At 72.7% G+C, this 25433-nt stretch carries 22 protein-coding genes and 2 rRNA genes; 18 read left to right on the plus strand and 6 right to left on the minus strand.

Going from position 1 to position 25433, the window contains the following annotated elements:
- The 4 genes from RM779_RS24030 to RM779_RS24045 all read left to right on the plus strand — a co-directional run.
- Positions 1–95 (plus strand): 23S ribosomal RNA (locus tag RM779_RS24030); the annotation flags it as partial.
- 98 nt (positions 96–193) lie between these two features.
- Positions 194–310, plus strand: a 5S ribosomal RNA gene (gene rrf / locus RM779_RS24035).
- Between the two features lie 218 nt (positions 311–528).
- Entirely contained in the window at positions 529–1404 is an 876-nt protein-coding gene (locus tag RM779_RS24040) for a hypothetical protein (protein WP_311619832.1), read from the plus strand.
- Positions 1401–2090: a tetratricopeptide repeat protein gene (locus tag RM779_RS24045; protein ID WP_311619833.1), complete on the plus strand. Its 690-nt coding sequence runs from the start codon at positions 1401–1403 to the stop codon at positions 2088–2090. The genes RM779_RS24040 and RM779_RS24045 overlap by 4 nt, the downstream gene beginning before the upstream one ends.
- 7 nt (positions 2091–2097) lie before the next feature.
- On the opposite strand, the gene RM779_RS24050 is transcribed toward RM779_RS24045, so the two are convergent.
- The 3 genes from RM779_RS24050 to RM779_RS24060 are packed head-to-tail and all read right to left on the minus strand — an operon-like array spanning position 2098 to position 5799.
- The gene (locus RM779_RS24050) at positions 2098–3906 is read right to left on the minus strand and encodes an IucA/IucC family protein (protein ID WP_311619834.1); all 1809 of its coding nucleotides are present in this window, start codon (positions 3904–3906) and stop codon (positions 2098–2100) included.
- A 4-nt stretch (positions 3907–3910) separates the two neighbouring features.
- Positions 3911–4498 (minus strand): GNAT family N-acetyltransferase, encoded by a 588-nt coding sequence (locus RM779_RS24055; protein WP_311619835.1) that lies wholly within the window; start codon positions 4496–4498, stop codon positions 3911–3913.
- Between the two features lie 47 nt (positions 4499–4545).
- Positions 4546–5799: a DUF1015 domain-containing protein gene (locus RM779_RS24060; RefSeq protein WP_311619836.1), complete on the minus strand. Its 1254-nt coding sequence runs from the start codon at positions 5797–5799 to the stop codon at positions 4546–4548.
- Positions 5800–5844: 45 nt separating this feature from the next.
- On the opposite strand from RM779_RS24060, the gene RM779_RS24065 reads away from it, so the two are divergent.
- From RM779_RS24065 to manD, 6 genes are all read left to right on the plus strand, one after another.
- Entirely contained in the window at positions 5845–6912 is a 1068-nt protein-coding gene (locus RM779_RS24065; protein ID WP_311619837.1) for an HAD hydrolase-like protein, read from the plus strand.
- A gap of 43 nt (positions 6913–6955) precedes the next feature.
- Positions 6956–7738, plus strand: coding sequence for a FadR/GntR family transcriptional regulator (locus RM779_RS24070; protein WP_311619838.1), 783 nt, complete (start codon positions 6956–6958; stop codon positions 7736–7738).
- Positions 7739–7874: 136 nt separating this feature from the next.
- Positions 7875–9191, plus strand: coding sequence for an ABC transporter substrate-binding protein (locus RM779_RS24075; protein ID WP_311619839.1), 1317 nt, complete (start codon positions 7875–7877; stop codon positions 9189–9191).
- A complete protein-coding gene (locus RM779_RS24080; RefSeq protein WP_311619840.1) occupies positions 9191–10159 on the plus strand; it encodes a carbohydrate ABC transporter permease in 969 nt (322 codons plus the stop codon). Before RM779_RS24075 ends, RM779_RS24080 begins: the two co-directional genes overlap by 1 nt.
- A complete protein-coding gene (locus RM779_RS24085) occupies positions 10156–11025 on the plus strand; it encodes a carbohydrate ABC transporter permease (protein ID WP_311619841.1) in 870 nt (289 codons plus the stop codon). Before RM779_RS24080 ends, RM779_RS24085 begins: the two co-directional genes overlap by 4 nt.
- A gap of 54 nt (positions 11026–11079) precedes the next feature.
- Complete coding sequence (manD, locus tag RM779_RS24090) at positions 11080–12300, plus strand: D-mannonate dehydratase ManD (RefSeq protein WP_311619842.1); 1221 nt, start codon at positions 11080–11082, stop codon at positions 12298–12300.
- 58 nt (positions 12301–12358) lie between these two features.
- Here manD and RM779_RS24095 read toward each other — a convergent pair whose 3' ends face one another.
- Positions 12359–13192 (minus strand): siderophore-interacting protein, encoded by an 834-nt coding sequence (locus RM779_RS24095; protein ID WP_311619843.1) that lies wholly within the window; start codon positions 13190–13192, stop codon positions 12359–12361.
- A 257-nt stretch (positions 13193–13449) separates the two neighbouring features.
- Between RM779_RS24095 and RM779_RS24100 the strand changes: the two genes are divergently transcribed.
- The 5 genes from RM779_RS24100 to RM779_RS24120 all read left to right on the plus strand — a co-directional run bounded on the left by RM779_RS24100 (position 13450) and on the right by RM779_RS24120 (position 18638).
- A complete protein-coding gene (locus tag RM779_RS24100) occupies positions 13450–13755 on the plus strand; it encodes a hypothetical protein (RefSeq protein ID WP_311619844.1) in 306 nt (101 codons plus the stop codon).
- 7 nt (positions 13756–13762) lie between these two features.
- The gene (locus tag RM779_RS24105; RefSeq protein WP_311619845.1) at positions 13763–14587 is read left to right on the plus strand and encodes a TlyA family RNA methyltransferase; all 825 of its coding nucleotides are present in this window, start codon (positions 13763–13765) and stop codon (positions 14585–14587) included.
- Positions 14584–15498 (plus strand): NAD kinase, encoded by a 915-nt coding sequence (locus RM779_RS24110; RefSeq protein WP_311619846.1) that lies wholly within the window; start codon positions 14584–14586, stop codon positions 15496–15498. Before RM779_RS24105 ends, RM779_RS24110 begins: the two co-directional genes overlap by 4 nt.
- A 52-nt stretch (positions 15499–15550) precedes the next feature.
- Entirely contained in the window at positions 15551–17353 is a 1803-nt protein-coding gene (gene recN / locus RM779_RS24115; RefSeq protein WP_311619847.1) for a DNA repair protein RecN, read from the plus strand.
- A 172-nt stretch (positions 17354–17525) separates the two neighbouring features.
- Complete coding sequence (locus tag RM779_RS24120; protein ID WP_311619848.1) at positions 17526–18638, plus strand: glycosyltransferase family 4 protein; 1113 nt, start codon at positions 17526–17528, stop codon at positions 18636–18638.
- A gap of 27 nt (positions 18639–18665) precedes the next feature.
- Here the strand turns inward: RM779_RS24120 and RM779_RS24125 are convergent, their stop codons facing one another.
- Complete coding sequence (locus RM779_RS24125) at positions 18666–19718, minus strand: LacI family DNA-binding transcriptional regulator (RefSeq protein WP_311619849.1); 1053 nt, start codon at positions 19716–19718, stop codon at positions 18666–18668.
- A 137-nt stretch (positions 19719–19855) separates the two neighbouring features.
- On the opposite strand from RM779_RS24125, the gene RM779_RS24130 reads away from it, so the two are divergent.
- Positions 19856–20800, plus strand: a complete 945-nt coding sequence (locus RM779_RS24130; protein WP_311619850.1) for a glycoside hydrolase family 16 protein — start codon at positions 19856–19858, stop codon at positions 20798–20800.
- 33 nt (positions 20801–20833) lie between these two features.
- Here the strand turns inward: RM779_RS24130 and RM779_RS24135 are convergent, their stop codons facing one another.
- Positions 20834–22639, minus strand: coding sequence for a glycoside hydrolase family 15 protein (locus RM779_RS24135; RefSeq protein WP_311619851.1), 1806 nt, complete (start codon positions 22637–22639; stop codon positions 20834–20836).
- A 339-nt stretch (positions 22640–22978) separates the two neighbouring features.
- Here RM779_RS24135 and RM779_RS24140 point away from each other — a divergent pair, with 339 nt between their 5' ends.
- A complete protein-coding gene (locus RM779_RS24140) occupies positions 22979–24667 on the plus strand; it encodes a CTP synthase (protein ID WP_311619852.1) in 1689 nt (562 codons plus the stop codon).
- Positions 24668–24751: 84 nt separating this feature from the next.
- Positions 24752–25396 carry an NUDIX hydrolase gene (locus RM779_RS24145; protein ID WP_311619853.1) on the plus strand — a complete coding sequence of 215 codons (645 nt, stop codon included), beginning with the start codon at positions 24752–24754 and terminating at the stop codon, positions 25394–25396.
- The last annotated feature ends 37 nt before the right edge of the window (positions 25397–25433 follow it).

Genomic DNA, 25433 nt, shown 5'->3' on the forward strand with positions numbered 1-25433 from the left:
AAGGCTCCCTGTAGACGACGGGGTTGATAGGCCGGAGATGGAAGCCTGGTGACGGGTGGAGTTGACCGGTACTAATAGGCCGAGGGCTTGTCCGCAGATGCTCGCGTCCACTGTGAATTCTTAGCCGACGGCTATTTTTCTTGAAGTGACAAGTGAAGAGTGCGCTTGTTCGCTTGGAGCACTTCCAAAGTGTTCCGGTGGTCATGGCGGAGGGGAAACGCCCGGTTACATTCCGAACCCGGAAGCTAAGCCCTCCAGCGCCGATGGTACTGCATGGGGGACCGTGTGGGAGAGTAGGACACCGCCGGACAATTTTTATGGGACCTCTGGTTTCTCAGCGTTCATGCTGGGAAATCAGAGGTCTTTTTTTTGTGAGCTGAGAGGCAGGAATCACGGCGATGTCGAATTCGGACGAGGGACGGCCGGCGCGGCCCGAGCGCGGGTCCGGCCGGGATGGGCGGGACGACGGGCGGAACCGCGGTTACCGGCGGGACGAACGTCGTTTCGGTGGGCGGGACGGGGACCGTCGTGATGTTCGCCGTGATGAGCGGCCGCGCAGCTCTGGCCGGTTCGGGCGGGATGACCGGCGTGACGATCGGCCGCAGGGCGACCGTCCCCGTGGCGGTGGCGGTGGCGGTGGCTTCCGGCGGGACGACCGTCGTGACGACAGGCGTGATGGCCGGCCTGGCGGCAGTGGTGGCGGGTTCCGGCGTGACGATCGGCCGCAGGGCGAACGGCCGCGTGGCAGTGGTGGCGGGTTCCGTCGTGACGACAGGCGTGATGGCCGGCCTGGCGGCAGTGGTGGTGGTTTTCGCCGAGACGATAGGCGGGATGACCGGTCGTATGGTGACCGTCCCCGTGGCGGGGGTGGCTTCCGGCGGGATGACCGGCGTGACGACAGGCCGCAGGGTGACCGTCCCCGTGGCGGTGGCGGTGGCTTCCGGCGGGATGACCGGCGTGACGACAGGCCGCAGGGCGAGCGGCCGCGTGGCGGGGGTGGCTTCCGGCGGGATGACCGGCGTGACGACAGGCCGTACGGTGAACGGCCCCGCGGGGGTGGGTTCCGGCGGGATGATCGGCCGCATGCTGATCGGCCGCGTGGCGGTGGTGGGTTCCGCCGTGACGACCGTCCGCAGGGTGACCGGCCCCATGCTGACCGGCCGCGGGGTGGCGGGGCTGGGTTCCGGCGCGATGACCGGGGGCGTGGCGGTGCCGCCGGGTACCGGCGGGACGACCGCAGGGACGACAGGCGCGACGAGCGCCGTGACTCGGATCGGCCCGGCGGGCGGGACTTCCGGGGGCGGCGCGATGACCGCGGTGGTCCCCGTGCGGGGTACCGGCGCGAAGGGCGGGCGCGCGGTCCGGAGCAGCAGACGCGGCGGCTGCCCATCCCGGACGAGGTGACCGGGGAGGAGATCGACAGGTCGGTGCGGCAGGAGCTGATGAGCCTGCCGAAGACGCTGGCGATCGACGTGGCCAGGAACCTGGTCATGGTGGCGCAGCTGCTCGATGAGGACCCCGAGCGGGCCTACGGCTATGCGCGGGTCGCGTTGCGGCTGGCGTCGCGCGTGGCCGCCGTGCGCGAGGCCGCCGGCTTCGCCGCGTACGGGGTGGAGAAGTACAGCGAGGCGCTGACCGAGTTCCGCGCGGCCCGGCGCATGTCCGGGGCGGTGGACCTGTGGCCGATCATGGCGGACTGCGAGCGCGGTATCGGGCGGCCGGAGCGGGCGCTGGCGATGGCCGGGGAGCCCGAGGTGCGGCAGCTGGACAAGGCGGGGCAGGTCGAGATGCGGCTCGTCGCGGCCGGCGCACGGCGTGACCTCGGTCAGGCGGAGGCGGCGGTCGTGACGTTGCAGAGCCAGGAGCTGGCGTCCACGGCCGTGCATCCGTGGACGGCCAGGCTGCGCTACGCGTACGCGGACGCCCTGCTCGCGGTGGGCCGCGAGCAGGATGCGCGGGAGTGGTTCGCGAAGACGGTCGAGGCCGACAGCGGCGGCACCACGAATGCCGCGGACCGGCTTGCCGAGATCGACGGGGTGGAGTTCGTCGACGCCCTGGACCCGGACGCCGACGAACCAGGCGAGGAGTGACCGCCGCTCAGGCGAAGCGGGCCAGGGGGTTTTCCAGCGTCCCGATGAGCTGGAGGGCCTCCGCGGCCTGCGCGGGGTCCTGGATGTTCACCATCTGCTGGTTGTTGCGCAGCTGGAGGCGGTTCAGGCAGGAGAGGGCGAAACGTTCCACGAACAGGTCGAGGCGCTCGAACCTCTCGGCCAGGTGGGGCATCGCTTTCTGATAGTCGGTGATGCACTCCGCGACCGCGGCCCAGAAGTCGTCCTCGTCGAGCAGGCCGGCCTCGCTGAGGATGGCGCTGAGGAACCGGAAGAAGCAGTCGAAGACGTCGGTGAACAGGGTGAGCGTCCACAGGTCGTCGGAGATGTCCAGCCGCAGCGCCTCCATGACGGGGGGCAGCGGGGTGTCGGGGTTCATGACGCCGATTTCCTCGGCGATGTCCTTGATGAACACCCGCTGCGGGACCCCGTCCGCCAGCACCATGATCACGTTTTCGCCGTGCGGCATGAACACCAGGTCGTAGGTGTACAGGCAGTGCAGCAGCGGCGTCAGGTAGGCGGTGAGGTAGCGGCGCAGCCAGTCGTCGGCGGTGAGGCCGGATTCCTCGATGAGCGCGCCGACGAACGGGTCGCCGTAGCGGTCGACGTGCAGGAGCGAGGCCATGGTGGCGAGGCGTTCGCCGGGCCGCAAAGAGGGGACCGGGCTCTCGCGCCACAGGGCGGCGAGCATTTTCAGGTAGGGCGAGCCCTTTTCCGCGATGGCCTCGTACTGCGTGTGGTGGTAGCCGATGGAGGCGCGCTCCCGCAGGACGCCGAAGCCGTTGGCGGTGAGGAACGCGTCGCCGGTGACGGTCTCGGCCACCCAGTCGTTGATGGCGGGGGTGCGGTCCATGTAGGCGGCGGAGAGACCGCGCAGGAAGCCCATGTTGAGGACCGAGATGGCGGTCTTCACGTAGTGCTTGCCGGGGGCGCTGGTGTTGAAGAACGTGCGGATCGACTGCTGGGCCTGGTACTCGTCGTCGCTGTGGCCGAGGAAGACCAGGTGACGGCGGGCTATCTCGGCGGCGAAGGTGATGGTCAGCTTGTTGACCCACTGCCAGGGGTGCGCCGGGAAGAGGTAGTAGTCGTCCAGGTCGAGGCCGAGGTCGGCCATGCGGCCGGCGAAGGCGTGCAGGGTTTCCTGGGCGAGTTCCTGGGCGATGAGCGTGTCGTAGTCGAGGTCGGCGGACGACTTGAACGTGGCCAGGTCGCGGCGGGCGGCCAGCCATACCAGGCGGACGGGGGCGGCGGCCTCGGGTGTGTAGGCGTGGTACTCAAGGCCGTCGAAGCCGATGCGCCCGTTGTTGGCGACGAAGCAGGGGTGGCCCTCCGTCATCCCCGCCTCGATCGTCTGGAAGTCGCCGCGGGCCAGTTCGGCCGCGGTGCGCGGGGGTGCGGCCAGTTTGTACGCGGTACCCGCCAGCGTGCTGCTGATCTCTTCGAGGTAGACGGGGAGGACGGAGTCGTCGAGGCCGAGGGTGCCGCGCAGGTCCACGAAGAAGTCGAGGGCGTCGAGGGTGAGCGGGGCGCCGTCGCGTTCGCGGGTGATGCTGGAGGCATCGACCTGCCAGTGGTCAAGGGCGAGGCGGCGGGCGGCGAAGCGGTAGGCGACGGTGCCGTCGTCGCTGTGGACGGTGTGGCGGCCGTCGGGCGCGCGCTCCGGGGTGAGGATGCGTTCGTGGGAGAACTCGGCGAGTGCCTTGCGGATCAGCAGGCGGTTGGCGCGGTCCCAGTGCTCGGGCGTGAGGTGGGCGACGATCTCGTGTCCGGCGGCGGGGTGGGGGTGGGGGAGGGGCATGGGGTCATTCACTCCTGGTCGTCGCCGGGGCGGCGGCTGCCGCCGGTGCGTACTGCTCGCGCGTGCAGGTGCTGAGGTAGGCGTCCTTGCCGGGGAGGGAGACGGTTCGTTCGACGCGGAAGCCGACGGCGGCGTTCAGTGCGTGGACGGACCGGTTGCGCACGTCGGGTTCGACGACGACGCGGCGGGTGGCGGGGTCGGCGAACAGCAGTTCCATGACGGTGGTGATCACGGCGCGGGTGAAGCCGTGCAGCGGGGTGTCGGTGGGGGCGACCAGGAAGTGCATCCCGACGTCGCCGGGACGCACGTCGTAGGCGGCGCCGGCCGGCTCGGTCGCCGGGTCGTAGCGTTCGACGAGGAACGCGGGGCGGCCGTTGTGCAGGCCGAGCAGGGCCTCGTGCGTGGGGGAGGCGGTGATGGCGCGGAACTCCTCCTGCACGTCGGTGAGTTGGGCGTTCTGCATCAGCCAGAAGACCGACTTGGGGTGTGTGAGCCAACGGTGGAGCAGCTCGGCGTCGGTGTCGGGGTCGACGCGGCGCAGGGCGAACTGCCCCAGCCGGTCGTCCTGTCGGGCGAAAATCGTGGCGCTCATGCGGCTCCCAGATGAGGCGGTCAAGCTGGGAGTGAGGTTAGCCTAACCTAATTTTCGTCGGCAATGTCGAGTGGCCTGAGCAGCAGGCCCGTGGCCGGTTTCGGGCCGAACGACGTCGACTTGTGCGGCATGGTGACCCCGGCCTCGGCGAGCGCGCGTACCGTCGGCTCGGCCACGGCCCGCATCAGGACGGCGCTGCCGCCGGCCCGCTCGGCCTGGGCGACGGCGGCGTTCGCGTCGTGCAGGTGGCGCACCGTTCCCGGCTCGACGTCGGCCCGCCACAGCGCGCCGAGCAGCGCGGCGTGCAGCACGGTGGCGTCCAGGCGGCGCCAGGCGGGCGGGCGGTCGTGGCGGACGGTGCGGTCGAGCAGCCCCGGCTCTGGCCGGTCGAGCAGGTGGCAGTGGCCCTCGCCCGCCAGGAGGAACGCCGTGCCCGGCGTCGTGTCGAGGATGTCCAGGGCGTGCGCCGCCGGCACGTCGAGGCGCCGGGTGCGGAACGCGCCGTTCAGCCGCGCCAGGGCCACGGCCGGCGGCAGCGTGGGCAGGACGCGGTGGATGGGCTGCACACGCAGCGGGTACCTGGCGGTGTCGACCAGCAGCACGAGTCCGCGGTCCCATGGCGGTCGGCCCTCGTGCTCGGCGGACAGCCGCAGGTAGGTCGCCCAGCGGTGGTGGCCGTCCGCGATCAGGGCCCGATGGCCCTTCAGGCCCCCGGTGAGCGCGGCTACTTCGGCCGGTTCCGTCACCGGCCACAGGCGGTGGCGTGTGCCGTCCGCGGTGGTGGTGGCCAGTAACGGGGGGCGGCGCGCGGTGCGTTCGACGGCGTCCGTGGTGGAGTCGGTGCCGTGGCAGGCGAGCAGCAGCGGTTCCAGGTTGGCGGCCGTGGCCCGCATCAGCGCGGCCCGGTCCTCGACGACGTCCGGCATGACGTCCTCGTGCGGCAGCACCACGCCCGCCTCGGGTGGGCTGAGCGCGAGGGCACCGATCAGACCGCGCTGGAGCGTTCCGCCCGCGTGCTGCTCGTAGACCCATACGGCCGGGTCCTGGTCGGCGGCCAGCACGCCTTCCGCGCGCCACCCGCGCAGCGTCCGTGCGGCATCGCGGTGGGCCGCGGCGGGGTCGTCGGCCTGGGGAAGGATCAGCCGGACGATGTTGTACCGGTCGGCGGTCTGGAGTTCGCGCAGCCCGTCCGGGCGGACGACGACGTCGTAGGGCGGGGAGGTGACGGCGGCGAGGCTGCCGACGCGGTCCTGGGCGTAGCGCAGGGCGCGGAACGGCGCGAGGTCGAGACCGGCGTGCATCCCCGCATCGTAGGCGCTGGGGGCGTGCGCAATGATCGGACCGACATGGCTGAATCGACGAATGAACGAAGCGACCCGCCGTCCGCCCCGCGGACCGCGCCCGGCGCGTGCGCCTCGGCGTTGTGCGAGGCGTACGACACGGCGCTGCTCGACCTGGACGGCGTGGTCTACGCGGGCGGCGACGCCCTGCCGCACGCCGTCGCGTCGCTGCGGACGGCCCGGTCCCGCGGGATGCGGTCGGCGTACGTGACGAACAACGCGGCCAGGACGCCGCGGACCGTCGCGGACCATCTGACGCGGCTCGGCGTGCCCGCGGAGCCCGCGGAGGTCGTCACCTCGGCGCAGGCCGTGGCGCGGCTGATCGCCGAGCAACTGCCCGCGGGCGCCCGGGTGTTGTGCGCGGGCGGCGAGGGCCTGCGGGTGGCGCTGACCGAACGGGGCCTGCTGCCGGTGGACTCGGCGGACGACGATCCCGCAGCGGTGGTGCAGGGGTACGGGGGCCCGGAACTGCCCTGGGGCGTGCTGACGGAGGCGGCGCTCGCGGTGAACCGCGGGGCGGCCTGGTTCGCCTCGAACACGGACCTGACGATCCCCAGCGGGCGCGGCACGGCGCCGGGGAACGGGGCCGCGGTGGAGGTCGTGCGCATCGCGACCGGGTACCGCAAGGAGCCGCGCGTGGCGGGCAAGCCGTGCCCGCCGATGCACCGGGAGAGCATTCTGCGGACCGGCGCGCGGCGCCCGCTGGTGGTCGGCGACCGGCTGGACACCGACATCGAGGGCGCGCACGCCGGCGGCGTCGACTCGTTGCTGGTGCTGAGCGGTGTGACGGACGCGGCGGAACTGCTCGCGGCGCGGCCTGCGCACCGGCCGACGTACGTGGCGGCCGACCTGCGCGGCCTGCTCGTCGCCCAGCCGGCCCCGGCGCCGGACGGCGACGGGTTCGCCTGCGGGGGGTGGCGGGCGTCGGTGCGCGCCGGGCGTCTGGAGCTGTCGGGGCAGGACGACGACCCGCTGAACGGGCTGCGCGCGCTGTGCGCCGCGGCCTGGTCGGCGGCGGGGCGGGAGCGCGGCACGGCGGAGTGCGGGCCGGCCGTCGCGCGGCTGGGGCTGTGACGCGGGAGTCACCGCGGTGGCGGCACCCTGTATCCTCCAGAGCATGTCCGCCGTCCCCGCCTCAGCGCCGGGCCGCGTCGCCCCTCAGCAGCGGGGACTGCTGACCGAGCGGATCGCTCGTCAGCTGGAGCACGACATCCGGTCCGGGAAGTTCGCCGTCGGGGCCAAGCTTCCCTCCGAGCGGGAGCTGGCCACGCAGTTCGGCGCGAGCCGCAATGTGGTGCGCGAGGTGCTGCGGCGTCTGGAGGCGCAGCACCTGATCTCGGTGGCGCCCGGCCGCGGCTCGTTCGTCAGCGAGCAGTCCTCGGGGCAGGCGCGCAGCTACGACGCGCTGTACCGGGCGGGGCGGCCGACGGTCAGGCAGCTGATCGAGGCGCGTATTCCGCTGGAGGTCGAGATCGTGGGGCTCGCCACCGAGCGGGCCACCGAGCAGGATCTGGCCGTGATGCGGGCGGCCAACGACGGGCTGCTGCACGCGACGGACGTGATCGTGAAGGCGAACGCGGACCTCGCGTTCCACGACGCGATCGCGGCGGCGAGCGGCAATCCGGTGCTGCGGATCATGCTGTCGTCGATCAGCGGCATGATGTTCGAGATGATGCTCCGGTCCAACTCGGACCCGTCGATCGGCGAGCCGGGGGTGCCGCACCATCCGGAGATCCTGGCCGCGATCCTGGACCGCGACGTCGAGCTCGCGCGCCGGCACATGCGGGAGCATCTGCGGCTGGGGCTGCGCACGTACGGGCCGGACCTGGACGTGAGTGTCGGCGTCATGGCGCAGCAGCACATCGAGACACTGCTGCGGCAGGAGAACGGTCACTCTTAGTCGCGGTCGGCGGCTTCCGGAGTTCCCGCTGGATTGAGGGTGGTCATCCGGCGGTCTCGCTGTTATGGTCCCACTGGTCCTACCAGTTGGACCACAAAAAGCGGGACAGAACGTAGCAAGAAAGTCGAGGACGCGGATGTCCACGAGGAGCCAGTCCCTCAGCCGCCGTTCCTTCGGGAAACTCGCGGCGGCCGCGGCGGCAGCCGCGGGCGGGGTCACGCTCGGCGCCTGTTCGAGCGGCGGGGGCACCGCCTCGCCGAACGCGCCCTTGCGGATCATGGCGATCAATCACGTGTGGACGCACACGATCAGCAAGCGCCTCGACGAGTTCGAGGATTTGATCGGCCGGCGGGTGTCCATATCGATGCTCACCGCCGACCAGCTTGCCAACAGCTACAACGTGAAGCTGAACGCGTCGGCGACCGACGTGGACGTGATGATGGTCCGCGCGCTCCAGGAGCAGCTGATCTTCGCCCACAACGGCTGGCTCACCGACCTGTCCGACCGGGTGCGGGACGATGCCTTCCGCTGGGACGACTTCCAGGAAGCGCCGCGTGAGCGCTCCGCGACCGCGGGCAAGGTGCTGAGCGTCCCCGTCGTGACCGAGCGGCCCGCGCTGTACTACCGCAAGGACCTCGTGGCGGACCTCGGCGGCCCGCCGCGCACGCTGGACGCCCTCATGGACCAGTCGCTGGAGCTCGCCGACCGGCGGAACAACTTCTTCGGCTACGTCGGACGCGGCCAGCGCAACGGTTCGGTCAGCCAGTGGTCCAGCTTCCTGTACTCCTTCGGCGGCGACTTCACCGTCGACGGGCGGTCGGCGATCGGCACGCCCGAGGCCATCGCGGCCTACGAGTTCTACGGGCGGCTGCTGGAGCGCACCGGGCCGCCCGGCGTCACCAACATGAGCCTCGAACAGGCCATGCCGATCTTCGCGCAGGGCAAGGCGGCGTTCTACATCGACGCCGACGCCATCTACACCAACTTCCTCGACCCGGGCGTCTCGACCGTCCAGGACACCGTCGGCTTCGCGCCGTTCCCCGCGGGCCCCGCCGGGTCGCGGCCGCACAACATCCCGTCGTGGAGCCTGGCGATCAACGAGTTCTCCTTGCTGCGCGACGATGCCTGGGCGTTCATCCGCTGGGCGTCGAGTCCCGAGATGGTCGCGGCCCTCCAGTCCGAGGGCATACCCGGGGCCCGCGAGTCCGCGTGGTCGGACCCCGCGACGCTCGGCGCGTTCCCCGGGGAACTGGCCGAGAGCATGCGGATCAGCACCGAGAACGGCCTGGGCCACGACCGGCCGGACGTGCTCCAGGTCAGCCGCGCCAGGGACATCGTCGGCCGTCCGCTCGTGGCCGGGATTCTCGGGGAATCGGTGCCGCCCGTCGCGCGCGACGCCGACGCCGAGTTCGCCGACTTCCTCGTCCGCGACAACCGCCACCGGGAGAGCTGATGCCCACCACCAAGGCCCCGGAGACGACCCCGGAGCGCGCGGCCCTCTCCGGCTCGCGCCGCCCGCGCGCCACGCGCGCCCCCCGCACGTTCGAGCAGGCCAACCGGCGGCTGAAGTGGGCCATGCTCGCCCCCGCTCTCGTGTTCGTCGGGGCGATGATCGTCTTTCCGCTGATCTTCACCGTCAACCTCAGCTTCACCGATGCCTTCGGCGCGGTGAACGCGGACAAGGGCTACGTCGGCTTCCAGAACTTCACCGACGCGCTGGAGGACTCCAGGCGCTTCTGGCCGGCGATCCGGCGCACCGTCTGGTTCACGATCGGTGCCGTGGCGATCGAGACCGTGCTCGGCCTCGCCCTCGCGATGCTGATGCGCAAGGCGTTCCGCGGCATGCGCTGGGTGCGCACGCTGCTGATCATCCCGCTGCTCACCACGCCGGTGGCCATCGGCATCCTGTGGCTGCTCATCCTGGACCCGACCAACGGCATCGCCAACCACCTGCTGGACTCCCTCGGGCTGCCGCCGCAGGAGTTCCTCGGCTCGGTGAGCCAGTCGCTGCCGACCCTGATGTTCATCGACGTCTGGCAGTGGACGCCGATGATGACGCTGCTGCTCCTCGCGGGCCTGTCCACCCTGCCCGAGGAGCCGGAGGAGGCGGCCCGGGTCGACGGGGCCAACGGCTGGCAGCGCTTCCGGCACGTCATCCTGCCGATGCTCGGCCCCACGCTGGCCACCGCGCTGGTGCTGCGTTCCGTGGACGCGCTGAAGACGTTCGACATCCTCTACGCCACCAAGGGGCCGGGCGGCGGCTCGGACTTCGAGGTGGAGACCCTCAACGTCTACGCCTACGGGCTGACGTTCGACTACCAGGAGTACGGGCTCGCCTCGGCCGTGCTCGTCCTGTTCACCCTCTTCATCATCGGCGTCGTGGTCGTGCTCAGGCGCCGCGCCGGAAGGAAGTCCGCATGAGTGCCGCGACCTCGTCCCGTCCCGCGCCGCAGCGCCCCCGCGTCCGCAGCGGCGGGCGGCGGCGGAGCTGGTCGTGGCTGCGCGGCGTCGCCGTCACCGTGGTGTCCCTGGTCTTCGCGCTGCCGCTGGTGTGGATGTTCGCCGCCGCGTTCAAGACGAACGTCCAGGTCACCGACCCGAGCGTCGGGCTGATCTTCTCGCCCACCCTGGACAACTTCCGCAATATCGTGGAGGACGGCGAGGTCTTCCGCTCCATGCTGAACTCGCTGATCGTCGGCGTGGTCTCCACCGTCCTGTCCGCCGTCATCGCCGTGCCCGCCGCCTGGGCCGTCGGCCGGTTCCGCATGCACCGCACCGGCTCGGTGGTGCTCGTCGCGCGTATCGTTCCGGCGATCTCACTGCTGGTGCCGTGGTACTACCTGTTCGCGCAGATCGGCCTGGTGGGCAGCTACACCGTGCTGGTGCTCAGCCACATGTTCGTCTCGGTGCCGCTGATCCTGTGGATCATGATCGGTTTCTTCGAGAGCCTGCCGGTCGAGCTGGAGGAGGCCGCCCGCACCGACGGGCTCAGCGCCTTCGGCGCGTTCTGGCGGATCGCGCTGCCGCTGGCCGCGCCCGGCACCGCGACCGCCGCGCTGCTCGCGTTCGTCTCCAGCTGGAACAACTTCATGTTCGCGCTGATCTTCGCGGACGAGGACACGCAGACGGTGCCCGTGACGCTGTTCAACTTCATCTCCTACGCCAGCACCGACTGGGGCGGGCTGATGGCCGCCGCCAGCCTGATCACCGTGCCCGTCGTCATCGCCGCCCTCATCGGGCAGAAGTACCTGGTGGCCGGTCTGACGGCCGGAGCCACCAAGGGCTGACGCCCCCGCCCGTCCACGCCCGCCCCACGCCAGGAAGCGCAGGAAGAACCCCCTATGAAGATCGTCGACGCGAACGTCGTCGTCACCAGCCCCGGCCGCAATTTCGTCACCCTGGAGATAGCGACCGACGAGGGCCTCACCGGCCTGGGCGACGCGACGCTCAACGGGCGTGAACTCGCCGTCGCCAGCTACCTCACCGACCACGTCGTGCCGCTGCTGCTCGGCACCGACCCGCACCGCATCGAGGACACCTGGCAGTACCTGTACCGGGGCGCCTACTGGCGGCGCGGACCGGTGACCATGGCGGCCATCGCCGCGGTCGACGTCGCGCTGTGGGACATCAAGGCCAAGGCCGCGGGTCTGCCGCTGTACCAGCTCCTGGGCGGCGCGAGCCGCGAGCGCGTGCGGACCTACGGGCACGCGGGCGGGCGGGACGTTCCCGAACTGTTCGACTCGATTCGCGCGCGGCTGGCCGAGGGCTACCCCGCGATCCGCGTGCAGACGGGCGTGCCCGGCCTGACCAAGGTGTACGGCGTGCGCAGCGAGGCCGAGCTGGCCGAGGAGAGCGCCGGCCGCGGGCGCGTGGCCCGCCCGGTGGTGGAGGACTGGGACACCGACGCGTATCTGCGCCACATCCCGCGGGTGTTCGAGGCGGTCCGCGGCGAGTTCGGCCCCGAGCTGCCGCTGCTGCACGACGCCCACCACCGGTTGACGCCGATCCAGGCCGCGCGTCTGGGCAAGGAGCTGGAGCCGTACCGGCTGTTCTGGCTGGAGGACTGCACGCCCGCCGAGAACCAGGAGGGGCTGCGGCTGGTCCGCGAGCACACCACCACGCCGCTGGCGATCGGCGAGGTGTTCAACAGCGTGCACGACTACCGGACGCTGGTGGACGAGCAGCTGATCGACTACGTGCGCTCCGCGGTGACCCACTTCGGCGGGGTCTCGCCGCTGAAGAAGCTGTTCGACTACGCCGCGCAGCACCAGATCAAGAGCGCCATCCACGGGCCCGAGGACATCTCGCCGGTCGGCATGGCCGCCGCGATCCACCTCGACCTCGCGGTGCACAACTTCGGGATACAGGAGTTCTCCGGGCACACCGCGCTGACCAACGAGGTGTTCCGGCACGCCTACACGTTCGCCGACGGGTACCTGCACCCGGGCGAGGAGCCGGGCATCGGCGTCGAACTCGACCGCGAACTCGCGGCGGCCCACCCCTACGCACCGTCCTACCTGCCGGTCAACCGGCTCCAGGACGGCACCGTGCACGACTGGTGACGCGGGGCCAGGACCCGCCGCCCGCAGGGCCGGGCGGCGGGGAACGGCGCGGCGGCCGTCAGGCGGCGGCCGCCGCGGCGATCGCCTCGTTGATCAGGTCCTCCTCGGAGGTGCCGCGGCGCCAGTAGCCGGTGAACGTGATGCGGCGGCGGTCCACGCCCCGGTCGTTCACCAGGTGGCGGCGCAGGCCCCGCACGGTGCTCGCCTCGCCGGCGAGCCACGCGTAGGGCGTCCCGCCGGGGAACGCGGCGTTCCTGACCGCGTCCAGCACGGAGGCGCCCGGCGCCTCCCCGCGGACCAGCCAGGTGATGTCCGCGTCCGCCTTCGTCGGCAGCTCCCTGCGGTCGGCGGCGTGGTCCACCTCGATCCACACCTTGGCGCCGATGCCGGGCGGCAGCCAGGCGAGGATGCCCTCGACGGCCGGGAGCGCGGTGGCGTCCGCGGTCACCAGGACCCAGTCGGCCTCCGGCGGCGGGCGGAAGTCGACGCCGCCGTTGTCCTCCTCGACCGGGCCGAGCAGCGTCAGCTCGTCGCCCGCGACCGCCCGCGCGGCCCACCGGGAGGCGACGCCGACGTCGCCGTGCAGGGCGAAGTCGATGTCCAGCTCGTCCGGCTCGCGGCGGTGTTCGCGCACGGTGTAGGTGCGCATCGTGGCGCGCTCGCCGGGGCTCATGCGCTGCCAGGCGGGCCACCAGCCGGCGCCCGCGCCGCGCGGCACGACGGCCCTTGGCTGGCCGGGGTGCGGCAGGAACAGTTTGATCCGCTGGTCCCGGCCGCCGCCGGCGAACCGGGTCAGCGCCGCACCGCCGACGGTGACCCGGACGAATCCGGGGCTGATGCGGTCGGCGCGCAGGACGTGCACGTCGAAGAATTCGAAGGGTGCGGCTGTCATGGTCGTCCTCCCGGGGGTCCGGCTTCGGCGTCAGCCGAGCCGCTCGGGCCGCGGCGGGGTCTGGCCATACGGACTGCCTTGGCCTCTCGGTCGATTCGGGCAAAGGTTAGGCTAACCTAACTGGCGCGGTGTCCGCGAGATCCACCAGCAGCCGGCCGGCGGCCGGAGGGACGTGCGACCCACGCGCGCCCGATGTGCCGCGGCCGTTCCCGCGGCGCGGCGGCGGGCCCGGGCGGCCACCCGGTAGCGTCGGGAGCATGCACCAGCCCCAGTCCCAGCCCCACGACGAGGGCCAGCCCCACGACGAGGCCCAGGTCCGCGACGAGGCCCAGCCCCGCGACGAGGCTCCGGCCGCCGGCGAACAGGCCGAGGACGGCCCGCGCCCGCTCGGCATCGCCGTCGAGCGCACCGGTAACGCCGAGGTCGACGCCCGGCTGGCGCGTCTCGCCGACGCCGACGGACTCGGCGTCGGCGGCCACGTCGAGGTGTACGAGGATGTCCACCGCGGCCTGCGCGAGACGCTGGCCGCCCTCGACCGGCCGTCCGTCACCCCCAGGAGCTGAACTCCCCGTGGCAGCAGCGACACAGCGACGTCTGAGCCGACTCGACGCGGAGCTGGTACGGCGCCGGCTGGCCCGTTCCAGGGAGCACGCCAGAACGCTGATCGACGCCGGGCGGGTCACCGTGGACGGCGCCACCGCGGCCAAGGCCGCCACCCAGGTCGCCACCAGCGCCGCCGTCGTCGTGCGCGAGGACAACGGCGATCCGGACTATGTCTCCCGCGGCGGCCACAAACTCGCGGGGGCCCTGGGGGCGTTCACCCCCCGCGGCCTGACCGTCGGCGGGCGGCGCGCCCTGGACGCCGGTGCGTCCACCGGCGGATTCACCGACGTGCTGCTGCGGGCGGGCGCTGCCCCGGTCGTCGCCGTCGACGTCGGCTACGGCCAGCTCGCCTGGTCCCTGCGCGCCGACGACCGCGTCATCGTCAAGGACCGGACCAACGTGCGGGAGCTGACCGTGGCGGAGATCGGCGGCGAGCCGGTCGAACTCGTCGTCGGCGACCTGTCGTTCATCCCGCTCGGCCTGGTCCTGCCCGCCCTGGTCCGCTGCGCGGCTCCCGGCGCCGACTTCGTGCTCATGGTCAAGCCGCAGTTCGAGGTCGGCCGCGAACGCCTCGGCAGCGGCGGCGTCGTGCGCAGCCCGCAGCTGCGCGCCGAGGCCGTGCGCACCGTGGCGCGGCACGCGGCCGGCCACGGCCTCGGCGTGGCGGGCGTCACGGCCAGCCCGCTGCCCGGTCCCTCCGGCAATGTTGAATACTTTCTCTGGCTGTGCGCCGGGGCACCCGCACTCGACCCGGCCGACGTCGACCGCGCCGTGACGGAGGGCCCGCAGTGACCACCAGCGAGGACGCACGTACCGTCTTCCTGCTCGCGCACACCGGCCGCCCCGCGGCCATCCGCAGCGCCGAGCTGGTGGTCCAGGGGCTACTCGCCCACGGCATCGGCGTCCGCGTACTCGCCGAGGAGGCCGCCGACCTGCCGCTGCCCCCGGCGGTGGAGCGGGTCGAGAAGGACGCGCCGGGCTGCGGCGTCCTGGACGGCTGCGAACTCCTCATCGTCCTCGGCGGCGACGGCACCCTGCTGCGCGGCGCCGAGTTCTCCCGCGCCTCGGGCGTGCCCATGCTGGGCGTCAACCTCGGCCGCATCGGTTTCCTCGCCGAGGCGGAACGCGACGACCTCGACAAGGTCGTCGACCGCGTCGTCGGCCGCGCCTACGAGGTCGAGGAGCGCATGACCCTCGACGTTCTCGTGCGTGACAACAGCAACACCGTGTACGCCGACTGGGCCCTCAACGAGGCGTCCGTGGAAAAGGCCGCCCGCGAACGTCTGCTCGAAGTCGTGATCGAGGTGGACGGCCGTCCGGTCTCCGGCTTCGGCGGCGACGGCGTCGTCTGCGCCACCCCGACCGGCTCCACCGCCTACGCGTTCTCCGCCGGCGGGCCCGTCGTCTGGCCCGAGGTCGAGGCGCTGCTGATGGTGCCCATCAGCGCCCACGCCCTGTTCGCCAAACCGCTGGTCACCGCGCCGGACTCGGTCCTCGCCGTCGAGCTGAGGCACCACACCCGGCCGGGCGTGCTGTGGTGCGACGGCCGCCGCAGCGTCGACCTGCCGCCCGGCGCCCGCGTCGAAGTGCGCCGCGGGGCCGTTCCCGTGCGCCTGGCGCGGCTCCACCACGCCCCCTTCACCGACCGCCTCGTCGCCAAGTTCGCCCTCCCGGTGGCCGGCTGGCGCGGCGGCACGCACTGAGCCGGAGCCTCCCCGCAGGGGCCGTCGTCGCCAGGTGCCCGGTTAACCTCGTATGGTCGTATCCGTGTTGGAGGAGATGCGGATCAAGGACCTGGGCGTGATCGACGACGCCATCGTCGAGCTGTCCTCCGGCTTCACCGCGGTGACGGGGGAGACCGGCGCGGGCAAGACCATGGTCGTCACCAGCCTGGGCCTGCTGCTCGGCGGGCGCGCGGACGCCGGGTACGTACGGGCCGGCGCCGCCGCCGCGGTCGTGGAGGGCCGCATCGCCGTCGCGCCCGACTCCGCGGCGGCGCACCGGGCCGTGGAAGCCGGCGCCGAGCTGGACGAGGGGGCGCTGCTCGTCAGCCGCACCGTCTCGGCCGAGGGCCGCTCCCGCGCCCACGTCGGCGGGCGCACCGTTCCCGCGGGACTGCTCGGCGAGCTGGGCGAGGACCTGGTCGCCGTCCACGGCCAGACCGACCAGCAGGGGCTGCTGCGCCCGGCGCGGCAGCGGCGGGCCCTCGACCGCTACGCGGGGCGGGCCGTGTCCGCCCCCCTCGTCGAATACCGGGAGACGTACCAGCGGCTGCGCGCCGTCGCCGCCGAGCTGGCCGAGCTGACCACCCGCGCCCGCGAACGTGCCCAGGAGGCCGACCTGCTGCGGTTCGGACTCGAGGAGATCGCCGCGGCCGAGCCGCGCGCGGGCGAGGAGGCCGAACTGGCCGCGGAGGCCGCGCGCCTCGGCCACGCCGAGGCGCTGGCCGCCGCCGCGGCCACCGCCCACGGTGCGCTGGCCGGCGACCCGGCCGACCCCGAGGGCGTCGACGCCGTCACCCTGGCCGGCGGCGCCCACCGCGCGCTCCAGGCTGTCCGCGACCATGACCCGGCGCTCGCCGGACTCGCCGACCGGCTCGGCGAGGTCGCCATCCTGCTGGCCGACATCTCAGGCGACCTCGCCGGGTACGCCGACGGCCTGGACGCCGACCCGCTGCGCCTGGCCGCCGTGGAGGAGCGCCGCGCCGCACTCACCCACCTCATCCGCAAGTACGCCGACCGCGACGGGGACACCGAAGGCTGCACCGCCGTGCTGGCCTGGGCGGAGCACGGCGCCGCGCGCCTCGCCGAGCTGGACGGCGACGACGACCGCATCGGCGAGCTCACCGCGGAACGTGACGCCCTGCGCGACCGGCTGGCCGGCCTCGCCGCCACGCTCACCGACGCGCGCCGCGAGGCGGCGAAGCGGTTCGCCGACGCGGTCACCGAGGAGCTGGCCCAGCTCGCCATGCCGCACGCGCGCGTCCTCGTCGACGTTCGCCTGACCGAGGCGGCACCGGACGACGAGGACGCGATCGACCTCGACGGCCGTCAGGTGGCCGTCGGCCCGCACGGCGCCGACGAAGTCGAACTGCTGCTCGCCCCGCACCCGGGCGCCCCGGCGCGCCCGATCGCCAAGGGTGCCTCCGGGGGCGAGCTGTCCCGCGTGATGCTGGCCGTCGAGGTGGTGTTCGCCGACGCGGCGCCCGTGCCGACCTACCTGTTCGACGAGGTCGACGCCGGGGTGGGCGGCAAGGCCGCGGTCGAGGTCGGCAGGCGGCTGGCCAGGCTCGCGGACTCCGCCCAGGTCGTGGTGGTCACCCACCTGCCGCAGGTCGCCGCGTTCGCCGACCGGCACCTCGTCGTGGAGAAGACCAGCGACGGGTCGGTCACCCGCAGCGGCGTGCGTTCCGTGCACGGCGAGGGGCGGGTGCGCGAGCTGTCCCGGATGCTCGCCGGGCAGGAGGACTCCAGCCTCGCCCGTGCCCACGCCGAGGAACTGCTGGCCACCGCGGCGAGCCTCGGCCGCCGCGCGGCCGGCGGGGGGCGGGGGGCATAGGCCCGTTCACTCACCCGTGCGAGTGGCGGGCGCTACCGCGATCAGGGGCCCGGCTGGCATCCTGGACGCCGTCCCACTCCCGCGAACGGGAGGTCGCCGAGCGCACCGCGGGCCGGCCGGCGGCGACGCGACCACCAAGCCGCTACGGCGGGCAAGTCCGGGAGAGGATGGCGTGAGCAGCTCGACCGCACCGCCGCACGGCCGTCCCCCGCTGCACGTGGTGCAGCTCCTCGGCGGCGGCAGCGTGGGCACGGGCGCACACGTTCGTTCGCTGTCCGCGGGCCTCGTCGCCCGCGGTGTCCGCGTCACGGTCGGGGCCGCGCCCCCGGCGGAGCGCAAATACCGGTTCACCGCGGCCGGGGCGCGCTTCGTGCCGGTCCCGGTGCGGATGACCCCGGCGGCGCTCGGCATGTTCGCGGCCCTGTGCGCGGACGCCGACCTCGTGCACGCCCACGGCATGCGGGCCGGGCTGCTCGGCGCGCTGGCGCTGCGCGGCCGCGGCACGCCCCTCGTCGTCACCTGGCACAGCCGGTCCACGGTCCCCGGGCTGCGCGCCCGGGGGCGCAGCCTCACCGAGTCCTGCGTGGCACGCGCCGCGTCCGTGGTGCTCGCCACCACCTCCGACCTCGTCGACCGGGCCCGCAGCCGGGGCGCGCGCGACGCCCGCCTCGCGCCGGTGGCCCTGCCGTCCGCGCCCCCGGCGGACGAGGGCACCGCGCCGTGCAAGCTCAGGGCCGAGCTGGGCGCCGTCGGCAGGCCGCTGCTCGTCGCCGAGGCGCGGCTCGACCGTTCGCAGACCGCGGGCGTCCTGCTCGCCGCCGCCCGCGGCTGGCGGCGGCTGGCGCCCCAGCCGCTGCTCGCCGTCGTCGGCGAGGGGCCGGAGCGCACGGCGCTCCAGCGGCGCATCGACCGGGAACGGCTGCCCGTCCGGCTCCTCGGCCGGGGGAACGACCCGGCCGCGCTGCTCGCCGACGCCGACGTGGCCCTGCTCATCGCCCGCTGGGCGGGACGCGCCCCGCTGGCCGAGGAGGCGCTGCGGCGCGGGGTACCGCTGGTCGCGACGGCGGTGGGCGGCGTCCCCGAGGTCGTCGGCGACGCCGCGGTCCTGGTGCCCTACGGCGATCCGCAGGCGCTGGGCGCCGCCGTCGGCGCGCTGCTGTCGGACCCCGACCGGCGCGCGGCACTGGCCGCGGCCGGGCGCGCCAGGGCGCGCAGCTGGCCGACGGAGGACACCACGGTGGCCCAGGTGCTCAGCGTGTACGACGAGCTGGCCGCCGCCCCGTGACGCGCCCCGCCGTCCGCGGGGCGCCCGTCACGACGAGCCGCGGACGACCAGGCGCGCCGGAGTGACCACCGGGGCCGGGGGTGCGTCGTTCCCGGCCGCGCCGCCGCGGCCGAGGCGTCGCAGCAGGAGGCCGGCCATCAGCTCGCCCATCCGTTCCACGTCCTGCCGCACCGTCGTCAGCGAGGGCTCGGACCAGGTGGCGGCCGGTTCGAGGTCGTCGTAGCCGACGACCGCGACGTCGCCCGGCACCCGCAGGCCGCGGTCCCGCAGCGTCCGCAGGGCGCCCGTCGCCATCAGGTCGTTGCCCGCGAACACCGCGTCGGGCCGCGCCGCGGGGCCGGGGGAGCGGTCGAGCAGCCAGGCCATGGCCTGCGCGCCACCCTCCACCGTGAAGTCGCCGTGCGCGTGCAGGCCGGGGTCGGGGGCCTCGGCGCCGAGCGCGTCGAGGTAGCCGTCGAGCCGGTCGGAGGCGGAGGTCTGGTCCAGGGGCCCGGTGATCACCGCGATCCGCTTCCTGCCGCGTTCGAGCAGGTGGCGAACGGCCTGCCGGGCGCCGTCCCGGTTGTCCGTGTCCACGTACAGGATGTCCGCCTGCCGCTCGGCGCCGCTCCAGCCCGGCCGGCCGCCGAAGACGGTGGGCAGACCGGAGGCGGCCGCGATGGCCGGCAGCGGGTCGTCGTTGTGCAGCGAGAACATCAGCGTGCCGTCCACATGACCACCGGTCAGGTAGCGCCCTATCCGTTCGTAGTCGGCGCGCTGTTCGAGCAGCATCAGCAGCAGCTGCGTGTCGTGCGCCGCCAGCGTCCTGCTGATGCCCCGCAGCTGCCGCGCGAAGAACGGGTCCGCGAAGACCCGGGTCTCGGGCTCGGCGATCACCACGGCGACGGCGCCGGTGCGGCGCGTGACCAGACTGCGCGCCGCGATGTTCGGCACGTACCCCAGGGCGGCCACCGACGCCTTGACCCGTTCCCTCAGTTCGGGCCTGACCCCCGCCGTGCCGTTCACCACGCGTGAGACGGTCGCGCGCGACACGCCCGCATGGGCGGCCACGGCCTCCAGGGTGGGATGGTCACCGTGCACTTTTCAGTCCTCTTCCTTCGCGGGCTCTTGACGCTACCGGCATGCGGCGGCAGTGTGCAGTGTCACGACATGAGAGCGCTCTCACCGTCTTTTGTACGGACCCCCCACTTCCCCCCACACCGGAAGAGTGCACTGTCATGAAACTGAAAATCCGCAGGTGGCCGGCCGCCGCCGCGGCCGGCGTGGCCGCCCTGGCCGCGCTGGTCACCCTCTCCCTCCCCACCGCCGGCGCGCAGGAGCCCGACACCGCCGCACAGGACGCGCCCGGCACGCTCGCCGAGATCTGGCGCAGCGACTTCGAAGGACCGGCCGGCTCCCTCCCGGCCGGCAGCGACTGGATCATCGACACCGGCACCGGCTACCCGGGCGGGCCGCCCAACTGGGGCACCGGCGAGATCCAGACGTACACCGACGACCCGGCCAACATCCAGCTGAACGGCTCGGGACAGCTGGAGATCACCGCGCTGCGCGACGGCGACGCCTGGACCTCGGCGCGCATCGAGACCCAGCGCGCCGACTTCGCCGCGCCCGAAGGCGGCGTGCTGCGGATCGAGGCCTCCCTGAAACGCCCGGACGTCTCCGGTGAACAGGCCCTCGGCTACTGGCCCGCGTTCTGGACGCTGGGCGGCGACTACCGCGGCAACTACTGGAACTGGCCGGGCATCGGCGAGTTCGACATCATGGAGAACGTCAACGGCCTGCCGCAGGTCTGGGGCGTGCTGCACTGCGGCGTCAACCCCGGCGGCCCGTGCAACGAGACCAACGGCATCGGCGCCTCCACTCCGTGCGACACCTGCGGCACGGCGTTCCACGAGTACGCCATCGAGCTGGACCGCACAGGTGACACCGAGTACCTGCGCTGGTACCTGGACGGCCAGGAGTACCACTCGGTCAGCTCCGCCGACATGGACGCCGCGACGTGGGCCAACGCCACCGACCACGGCCACTTCATCCTGCTCAACCTGGCGATGGGCGGCGCGTTCCCCAACGGGGTGGCCGGACAGACCACCCCGACGCCCGCCACCGTGTCCGGCGGGAAGCTGACCGTGGACTACGTGTCCGTATCGGTCACCGGTCCCTGACCGGCCGGGCGTACGGCGGCCGAGCGCGCCGCATCAGCCGCCGTACGCCCCCGACGCCGTCAGGCGCAGCGCCGTGTCGATCAGCGGCACGTGGCTGAACGCCTGCGGGAAGTTGCCCACCTGGCGCATCCGGCGCGGGTCCCACTCCTCGGCCAGCAGGCCGAGATCGTTGCGCAGCGCGAGCAGCTTCTCGAACAGCTTGCGGGCCTCGTCGACCCTGCCGATCATCGCCAAGTCGTCGGCCATCCAGAACGAACACGCCAGGAACGCGCCCTCGTCGCCCTCCAGGCCGTCGACGCCCGCCTCCTCGCCCGAGGTGGGGTAGCGCAGGATGAAGCCGTCCAGCGTGGACAGCTCCCGCTGGATCGCCTCGATGGTGCCGATCACCCGCTTGTCGTCGGGCGGCAGGAAACCCATCTGCGGGATGAGCAGCAGGGAGGCGTCCAGCTCCCTGGAGCCGTAGGACTGGGTGAAGGTGTTGCGCTCCTTGTCGTAGCCCTGCTCGCACACCGAACGGTGGATCTCGTCCCGCAGCTCGCGCCACCGTTCCAGCGGGCCGTCCACCTCGCCCGACTCGACCAGCTTCACGGTGCGGTCGACGGCGACCCAGGCCATCACCTTGGAGTGCACGAAGTGCCGCCGCGGCCCGCGGACCTCCCAGATGCCCTCGTCGGGCTCGTCCCAGTGGTCCTCCAGGTAGCGGATCAGCTTCAGCTGGAGCAGGTTGGCGTGGTCGTTGCGGGCCAGGCCCGTCATGTGCGCCAGGTGCAGCGCCTCGGTGACCTCGCCGTACACGTCGAGCTGGAGCTGCCCCGCGGCGCCGTTGCCCACCCGGACGGGCTGGCTGTTCTCGTAGCCGGGCAGCCAGCTCAGCTCCGCCTCGGCCAGCTCGCGCTCGCCCGCGATGCCGTACATGATCTGCAGGTTCTGCGGGTCGCCCGCCACCGCGCGCAGCAGCCACTCGCGCCAGGCGCGGGCCTCGTCGTGGTAGCCCGTGCGCAGCAGCGACGACAGCGTGATCGCCGCGTCGCGCAGCCAGGTGAAGCGGTAGTCCCAGTTGCGCGAGCCGCCGATCTCCTCGGGGAGCGACGTGGTGGGGGCGGCGACGATGCCGCCGGTGGGCGCGTAGGTCAGCGCCTTCAGGGTGATCAGGGAGCGGACCACGGCCTCGCGGTACGGACCGTGGTAGCTGCACTGCGCGACCCAGCCCCGCCAGAACTCCTCCGTGACCCGCAGCGACTCCTCCGGGTCGGCGACGGGCGGCTCGCTCTTGTGCGAGGGCTGCCAGACGATCGTGAACGCCACCCGGTCGCCCGGCGCGACGGTGAAGTCGGAGTAGGTCGTCAGGTTCTTGCCGTAGGTGTCGGCCGAGGTGTCCAGCCACACCGAGTCGGGCCCGGCGACGGCCACCGTGCGGTCCTCGACCTTGTGCACCCAGGGCACCACCCAGCCGTAGGAGAACCGCATCCGCAGCGCGGAGCGCATCGGCACCCGGCCGCTGACGCCCTCGACGATGCGGACCAGCTGCGGGGCGTCCGTCCCGCGCGGCGGCATGAAGTCGGTCACTCTGACCGTGCCGCGCGGGGTGTCCCACTCGGATTCCAGGATCAGCGAATCACCCACATAGCGGCGCCGGCTCGCGCGCGGCGGCGGCATGTCCTTGCCGTACGCGGGACCGATCCGCCAGAAGCCGTGGTCGTCGGTGCCGAGCAGCCCGGCGAACACGGCATGGGAATCGAAGCGCGGCAGGCACATCCAGTCGGCCGACCCGTCACGCCCGATAAGGGCGGCGGTCTGCATGTCCCCGACGAGTGCGTAATCCTCGATGCGCCCGGCCACTTGCCACTCCAGTCGAACAGTGTTCCGCCCCGTGGGACGTGCGGTTTTCCGTCGCCCATTTGGGCGTCCGAGCAGAATACGACGACGCTCACCGATCTGCTGGACGTACGTCACAGTTGCCCAGGGCAGCCCGGGTGAGCTTGTTCACGTTGGTTCAAAAATGTCGGTGTCTTTCGATGGAAACACTTCGGCGTCACCTTAGGTTCCCTCCACTGATACCCTGGTAGCCCGTGGACCGGAGGGCAGTGAACCCCCGAACCCAAGCGACGTTCCCCCGGAGTATCCCCGCGCCGGAGCGTCCTGCATCCGACCTCGCGACCACGGGAGCTCCACTTGGCCATGCCGCCCAGTAGTACGACGACCAAGCACATCTTCGTCACCGGCGGGGTCGCCTCCTCGCTCGGCAAGGGGCTCACCGCCTCCAGCCTCGGAGCGCTGCTCAAGGCACGCGGACTTCGAGTCACCATGCAGAAGCTGGACCCGTATCTGAACGTGGACCCCGGCACCATGAACCCGTTCCAGCACGGCGAGGTCTTCGTCACCAACGACGGGGCCGAGACCGACCTGGACATCGGGCACTACGAGCGCTTCCTCGACGTCGACCTCGACGGCAGCGCCAACGTCACCACCGGTCAGATCTACTCCACCGTGATCGCCAAGGAGCGGCGCGGCGAGTACCTGGGCGACACCGTGCAGGTGATCCCGCACATCACCAACGAGATCAAGCACCGCATCCGCCGGATGGCCACCGACGACGTCGACGTGGTGATCACCGAGGTCGGCGGGACCGTCGGCGACATCGAGTCGCTGCCGTTCCTTGAGGCCGTGCGGCAGGTGCGCCACGAGGTCGGGCGGGACAACGTCTTCGTCGTGCACATCTCGCTCCTGCCCTACATCGGCCCCTCGGGCGAGCTGAAGACCAAGCCCACCCAGCACTCCGTCGCCGCCCTGCGCAGTATCGGCATCCACCCCGACGCGGTGGTGCTGCGCGCCGACCGCGAGGTGCCCACCGCGATCAAGCGGAAGATCTCGCTCATGTGCGACGTCGACGAGGCCGCGGTGGTGGCCGCCATGGACGCCAAATCGATCTACGACATCCCGAAGGTGCTGCACGACGAGGGCCTGGACGCCTACGTCGTGCGCCGCCTCGACCTGCCGTTCCGCGACGTCAGCTGGACCGAGTGGAACGATCTGCTGCGCCGCGTCCACCGTCCCGAGCACGATGTGACGGTGGCGCTGGTCGGCAAGTACATCGACCTGCCGGACGCCTACCTGTCGGTGACCGAGGCGCTGCGGGCCGGCGGCTTCGCGAACAACGCGAGGGTCCGGATCAAGTGGGTCACCTCCGACGACTGCCGCCCGCCGGGCGGGGCGGCCCAGCAGCTCGCGGGCTGCGACGCGATCTGCGTTCCCGGCGGCTTCGGCGACCGCGGCATCGAGGGCAAGATCGCCGCCATCACCTACGCCAGACAGCAGCGCATCCCGCTGCTCGGGCTGTGTCTCGGCCTCCAGTGCATCGTGATCGAGGCGGCGCGCAACCTCGCCGGGATCGAGGGCGCCAACTCCACCGAGTTCGACCAGGCCGTCGCCCACCCGGTGATCTCCACGATGGAGGAGCAGCTGGACATCGTCGCCGGCGACGGTGACATGGGCGGCACGATGCGGCTCGGCCTGTATCCGGCCAAGCTCGCCGAGGGCTCCGTCGTCCGCGAGGTGTACGGCGGCGAGCCGTACGTCGAGGAGCGCCACCGGCACCGTTACGAGGTCAACAACGCCTACCGCGCGGAGCTGGAGAAGAAGGCGGGACTCGTCTTCTCCGGCACCTCCCCGGACAACAAGCTGGTGGAGTACGTGGAGTACCCGCGGGACGTGCACCCCTACCTCGTGGCGACGCAGGCGCATCCGGAGCTGCGGTCCCGGCCGACGCGTCCGCACCCGCTGTTCGCCGGGCTGATCCGGGCGGCCGTGGCCGGCCGTGGCGCGCAGGTCGCCGACCCGGACGAGGCACCGGGCCGCGGAGCCGACTGAGGCGTTCCCTCCGGCGCCCCGCGACGCGGCCCGTCGCGGGGTGCCGTGCCGGACGGGGGCCGTGGGCGGGGCAGACTTGGGGCCATGACCGAGCAGCCCCGCGAGTTCCTCGCCGACACCCCGGAACACTGGTCCGTGACCGCCACGGACACCCCGTTCACGGGCAACAAGACCAGCGTCCGCGCCGACGACGTGGTGATGCCGGACGGCTCCGCCGCCCGCCGCGACTACCAGGTGCACCCCGGTTCCGTCGCCGTTCTCGCCCTCGACGAACGGGACCGGGTGGTCGTCATCGAGCAGTACCGCCACCCGGTCCGCCACAAGCTCTGGGAGATCCCCGCCGGGCTCCTCGACGTCCCCGGCGAGAATCCCCTGCACGCCGCGCAGCGGGAGCTGTACGAGGAGGCGCACGTGAAGGCCGAGGACTGGCGCGTGCTCGCCGACGTCTACACCACACCGGGTGGCAGCGACGAGGCCGTGCGCGTCTTCCTGGCCAGGGAGCTGTCGGAGGCCGAGGGCGAACGGTTCGAGGTGTTCGGCGAGGAGGCCGACATGCGGCACGACCGGGTGCCGGTGGCGGATCTGGTCCGCGGCGTGCTCGCCGGCCGGCTGCACAACACCTGCCTGGCCGTGGGCGTGCTGGCGCTCCAGGCCGCCCGCGCCGGCGACGGCGTCGAGTCGCTGCGCCCCGCCAACGCGCCCTGGCCTGCCCGCCCGTTCCCGGCCTGACGTGTCCTGACCGGCCCCCTGCCGCGGCGTGGCATAC

The sequence above is a fragment of the Streptomyces johnsoniae genome (genome assembly GCF_031845565.1).
Classification (GTDB): domain Bacteria; phylum Actinomycetota; class Actinomycetes; order Streptomycetales; family Streptomycetaceae; genus Streptomyces; species Streptomyces johnsoniae.

Coding starts and splice junctions, on each gene's coding strand:
- RM779_RS24050 (WP_311619834.1), bottom strand. CDS start 3,906: ATGCCCCTCCCCCACCCCCACCCCGCCGCCGGACACGAGATCGTCGCC.
- RM779_RS24055 (WP_311619835.1), bottom strand. CDS start 4,498: ATGAGCGCCACGATTTTCGCCCGACAGGACGACCGGCTGGGGCAGTTC.
- RM779_RS24060 (WP_311619836.1), bottom strand. CDS start 5,799: ATGCACGCCGGTCTCGACCTCGCGCCGTTCCGCGCCCTGCGCTACGCC.
- RM779_RS24065 (WP_311619837.1), top strand. CDS start 5,845: ATGGCTGAATCGACGAATGAACGAAGCGACCCGCCGTCCGCCCCGCGG.
- RM779_RS24070 (WP_311619838.1), top strand. CDS start 6,956: ATGTCCGCCGTCCCCGCCTCAGCGCCGGGCCGCGTCGCCCCTCAGCAG.
- RM779_RS24075 (WP_311619839.1), top strand. CDS start 7,875: ATGTCCACGAGGAGCCAGTCCCTCAGCCGCCGTTCCTTCGGGAAACTC.
- RM779_RS24080 (WP_311619840.1), top strand. CDS start 9,191: ATGCCCACCACCAAGGCCCCGGAGACGACCCCGGAGCGCGCGGCCCTC.
- RM779_RS24085 (WP_311619841.1), top strand. CDS start 10,156: ATGAGTGCCGCGACCTCGTCCCGTCCCGCGCCGCAGCGCCCCCGCGTC.
- manD (WP_311619842.1), top strand. CDS start 11,080: ATGAAGATCGTCGACGCGAACGTCGTCGTCACCAGCCCCGGCCGCAAT.
- RM779_RS24095 (WP_311619843.1), bottom strand. CDS start 13,192: ATGACAGCCGCACCCTTCGAATTCTTCGACGTGCACGTCCTGCGCGCC.
- RM779_RS24100 (WP_311619844.1), top strand. CDS start 13,450: ATGCACCAGCCCCAGTCCCAGCCCCACGACGAGGGCCAGCCCCACGAC.
- recN (WP_311619847.1), top strand. CDS start 15,551: ATGGTCGTATCCGTGTTGGAGGAGATGCGGATCAAGGACCTGGGCGTG.
- RM779_RS24130 (WP_311619850.1), top strand. CDS start 19,856: ATGAAACTGAAAATCCGCAGGTGGCCGGCCGCCGCCGCGGCCGGCGTG.
- RM779_RS24140 (WP_311619852.1), top strand. CDS start 22,979: ATGCCGCCCAGTAGTACGACGACCAAGCACATCTTCGTCACCGGCGGG.
- RM779_RS24145 (WP_311619853.1), top strand. CDS start 24,752: ATGACCGAGCAGCCCCGCGAGTTCCTCGCCGACACCCCGGAACACTGG.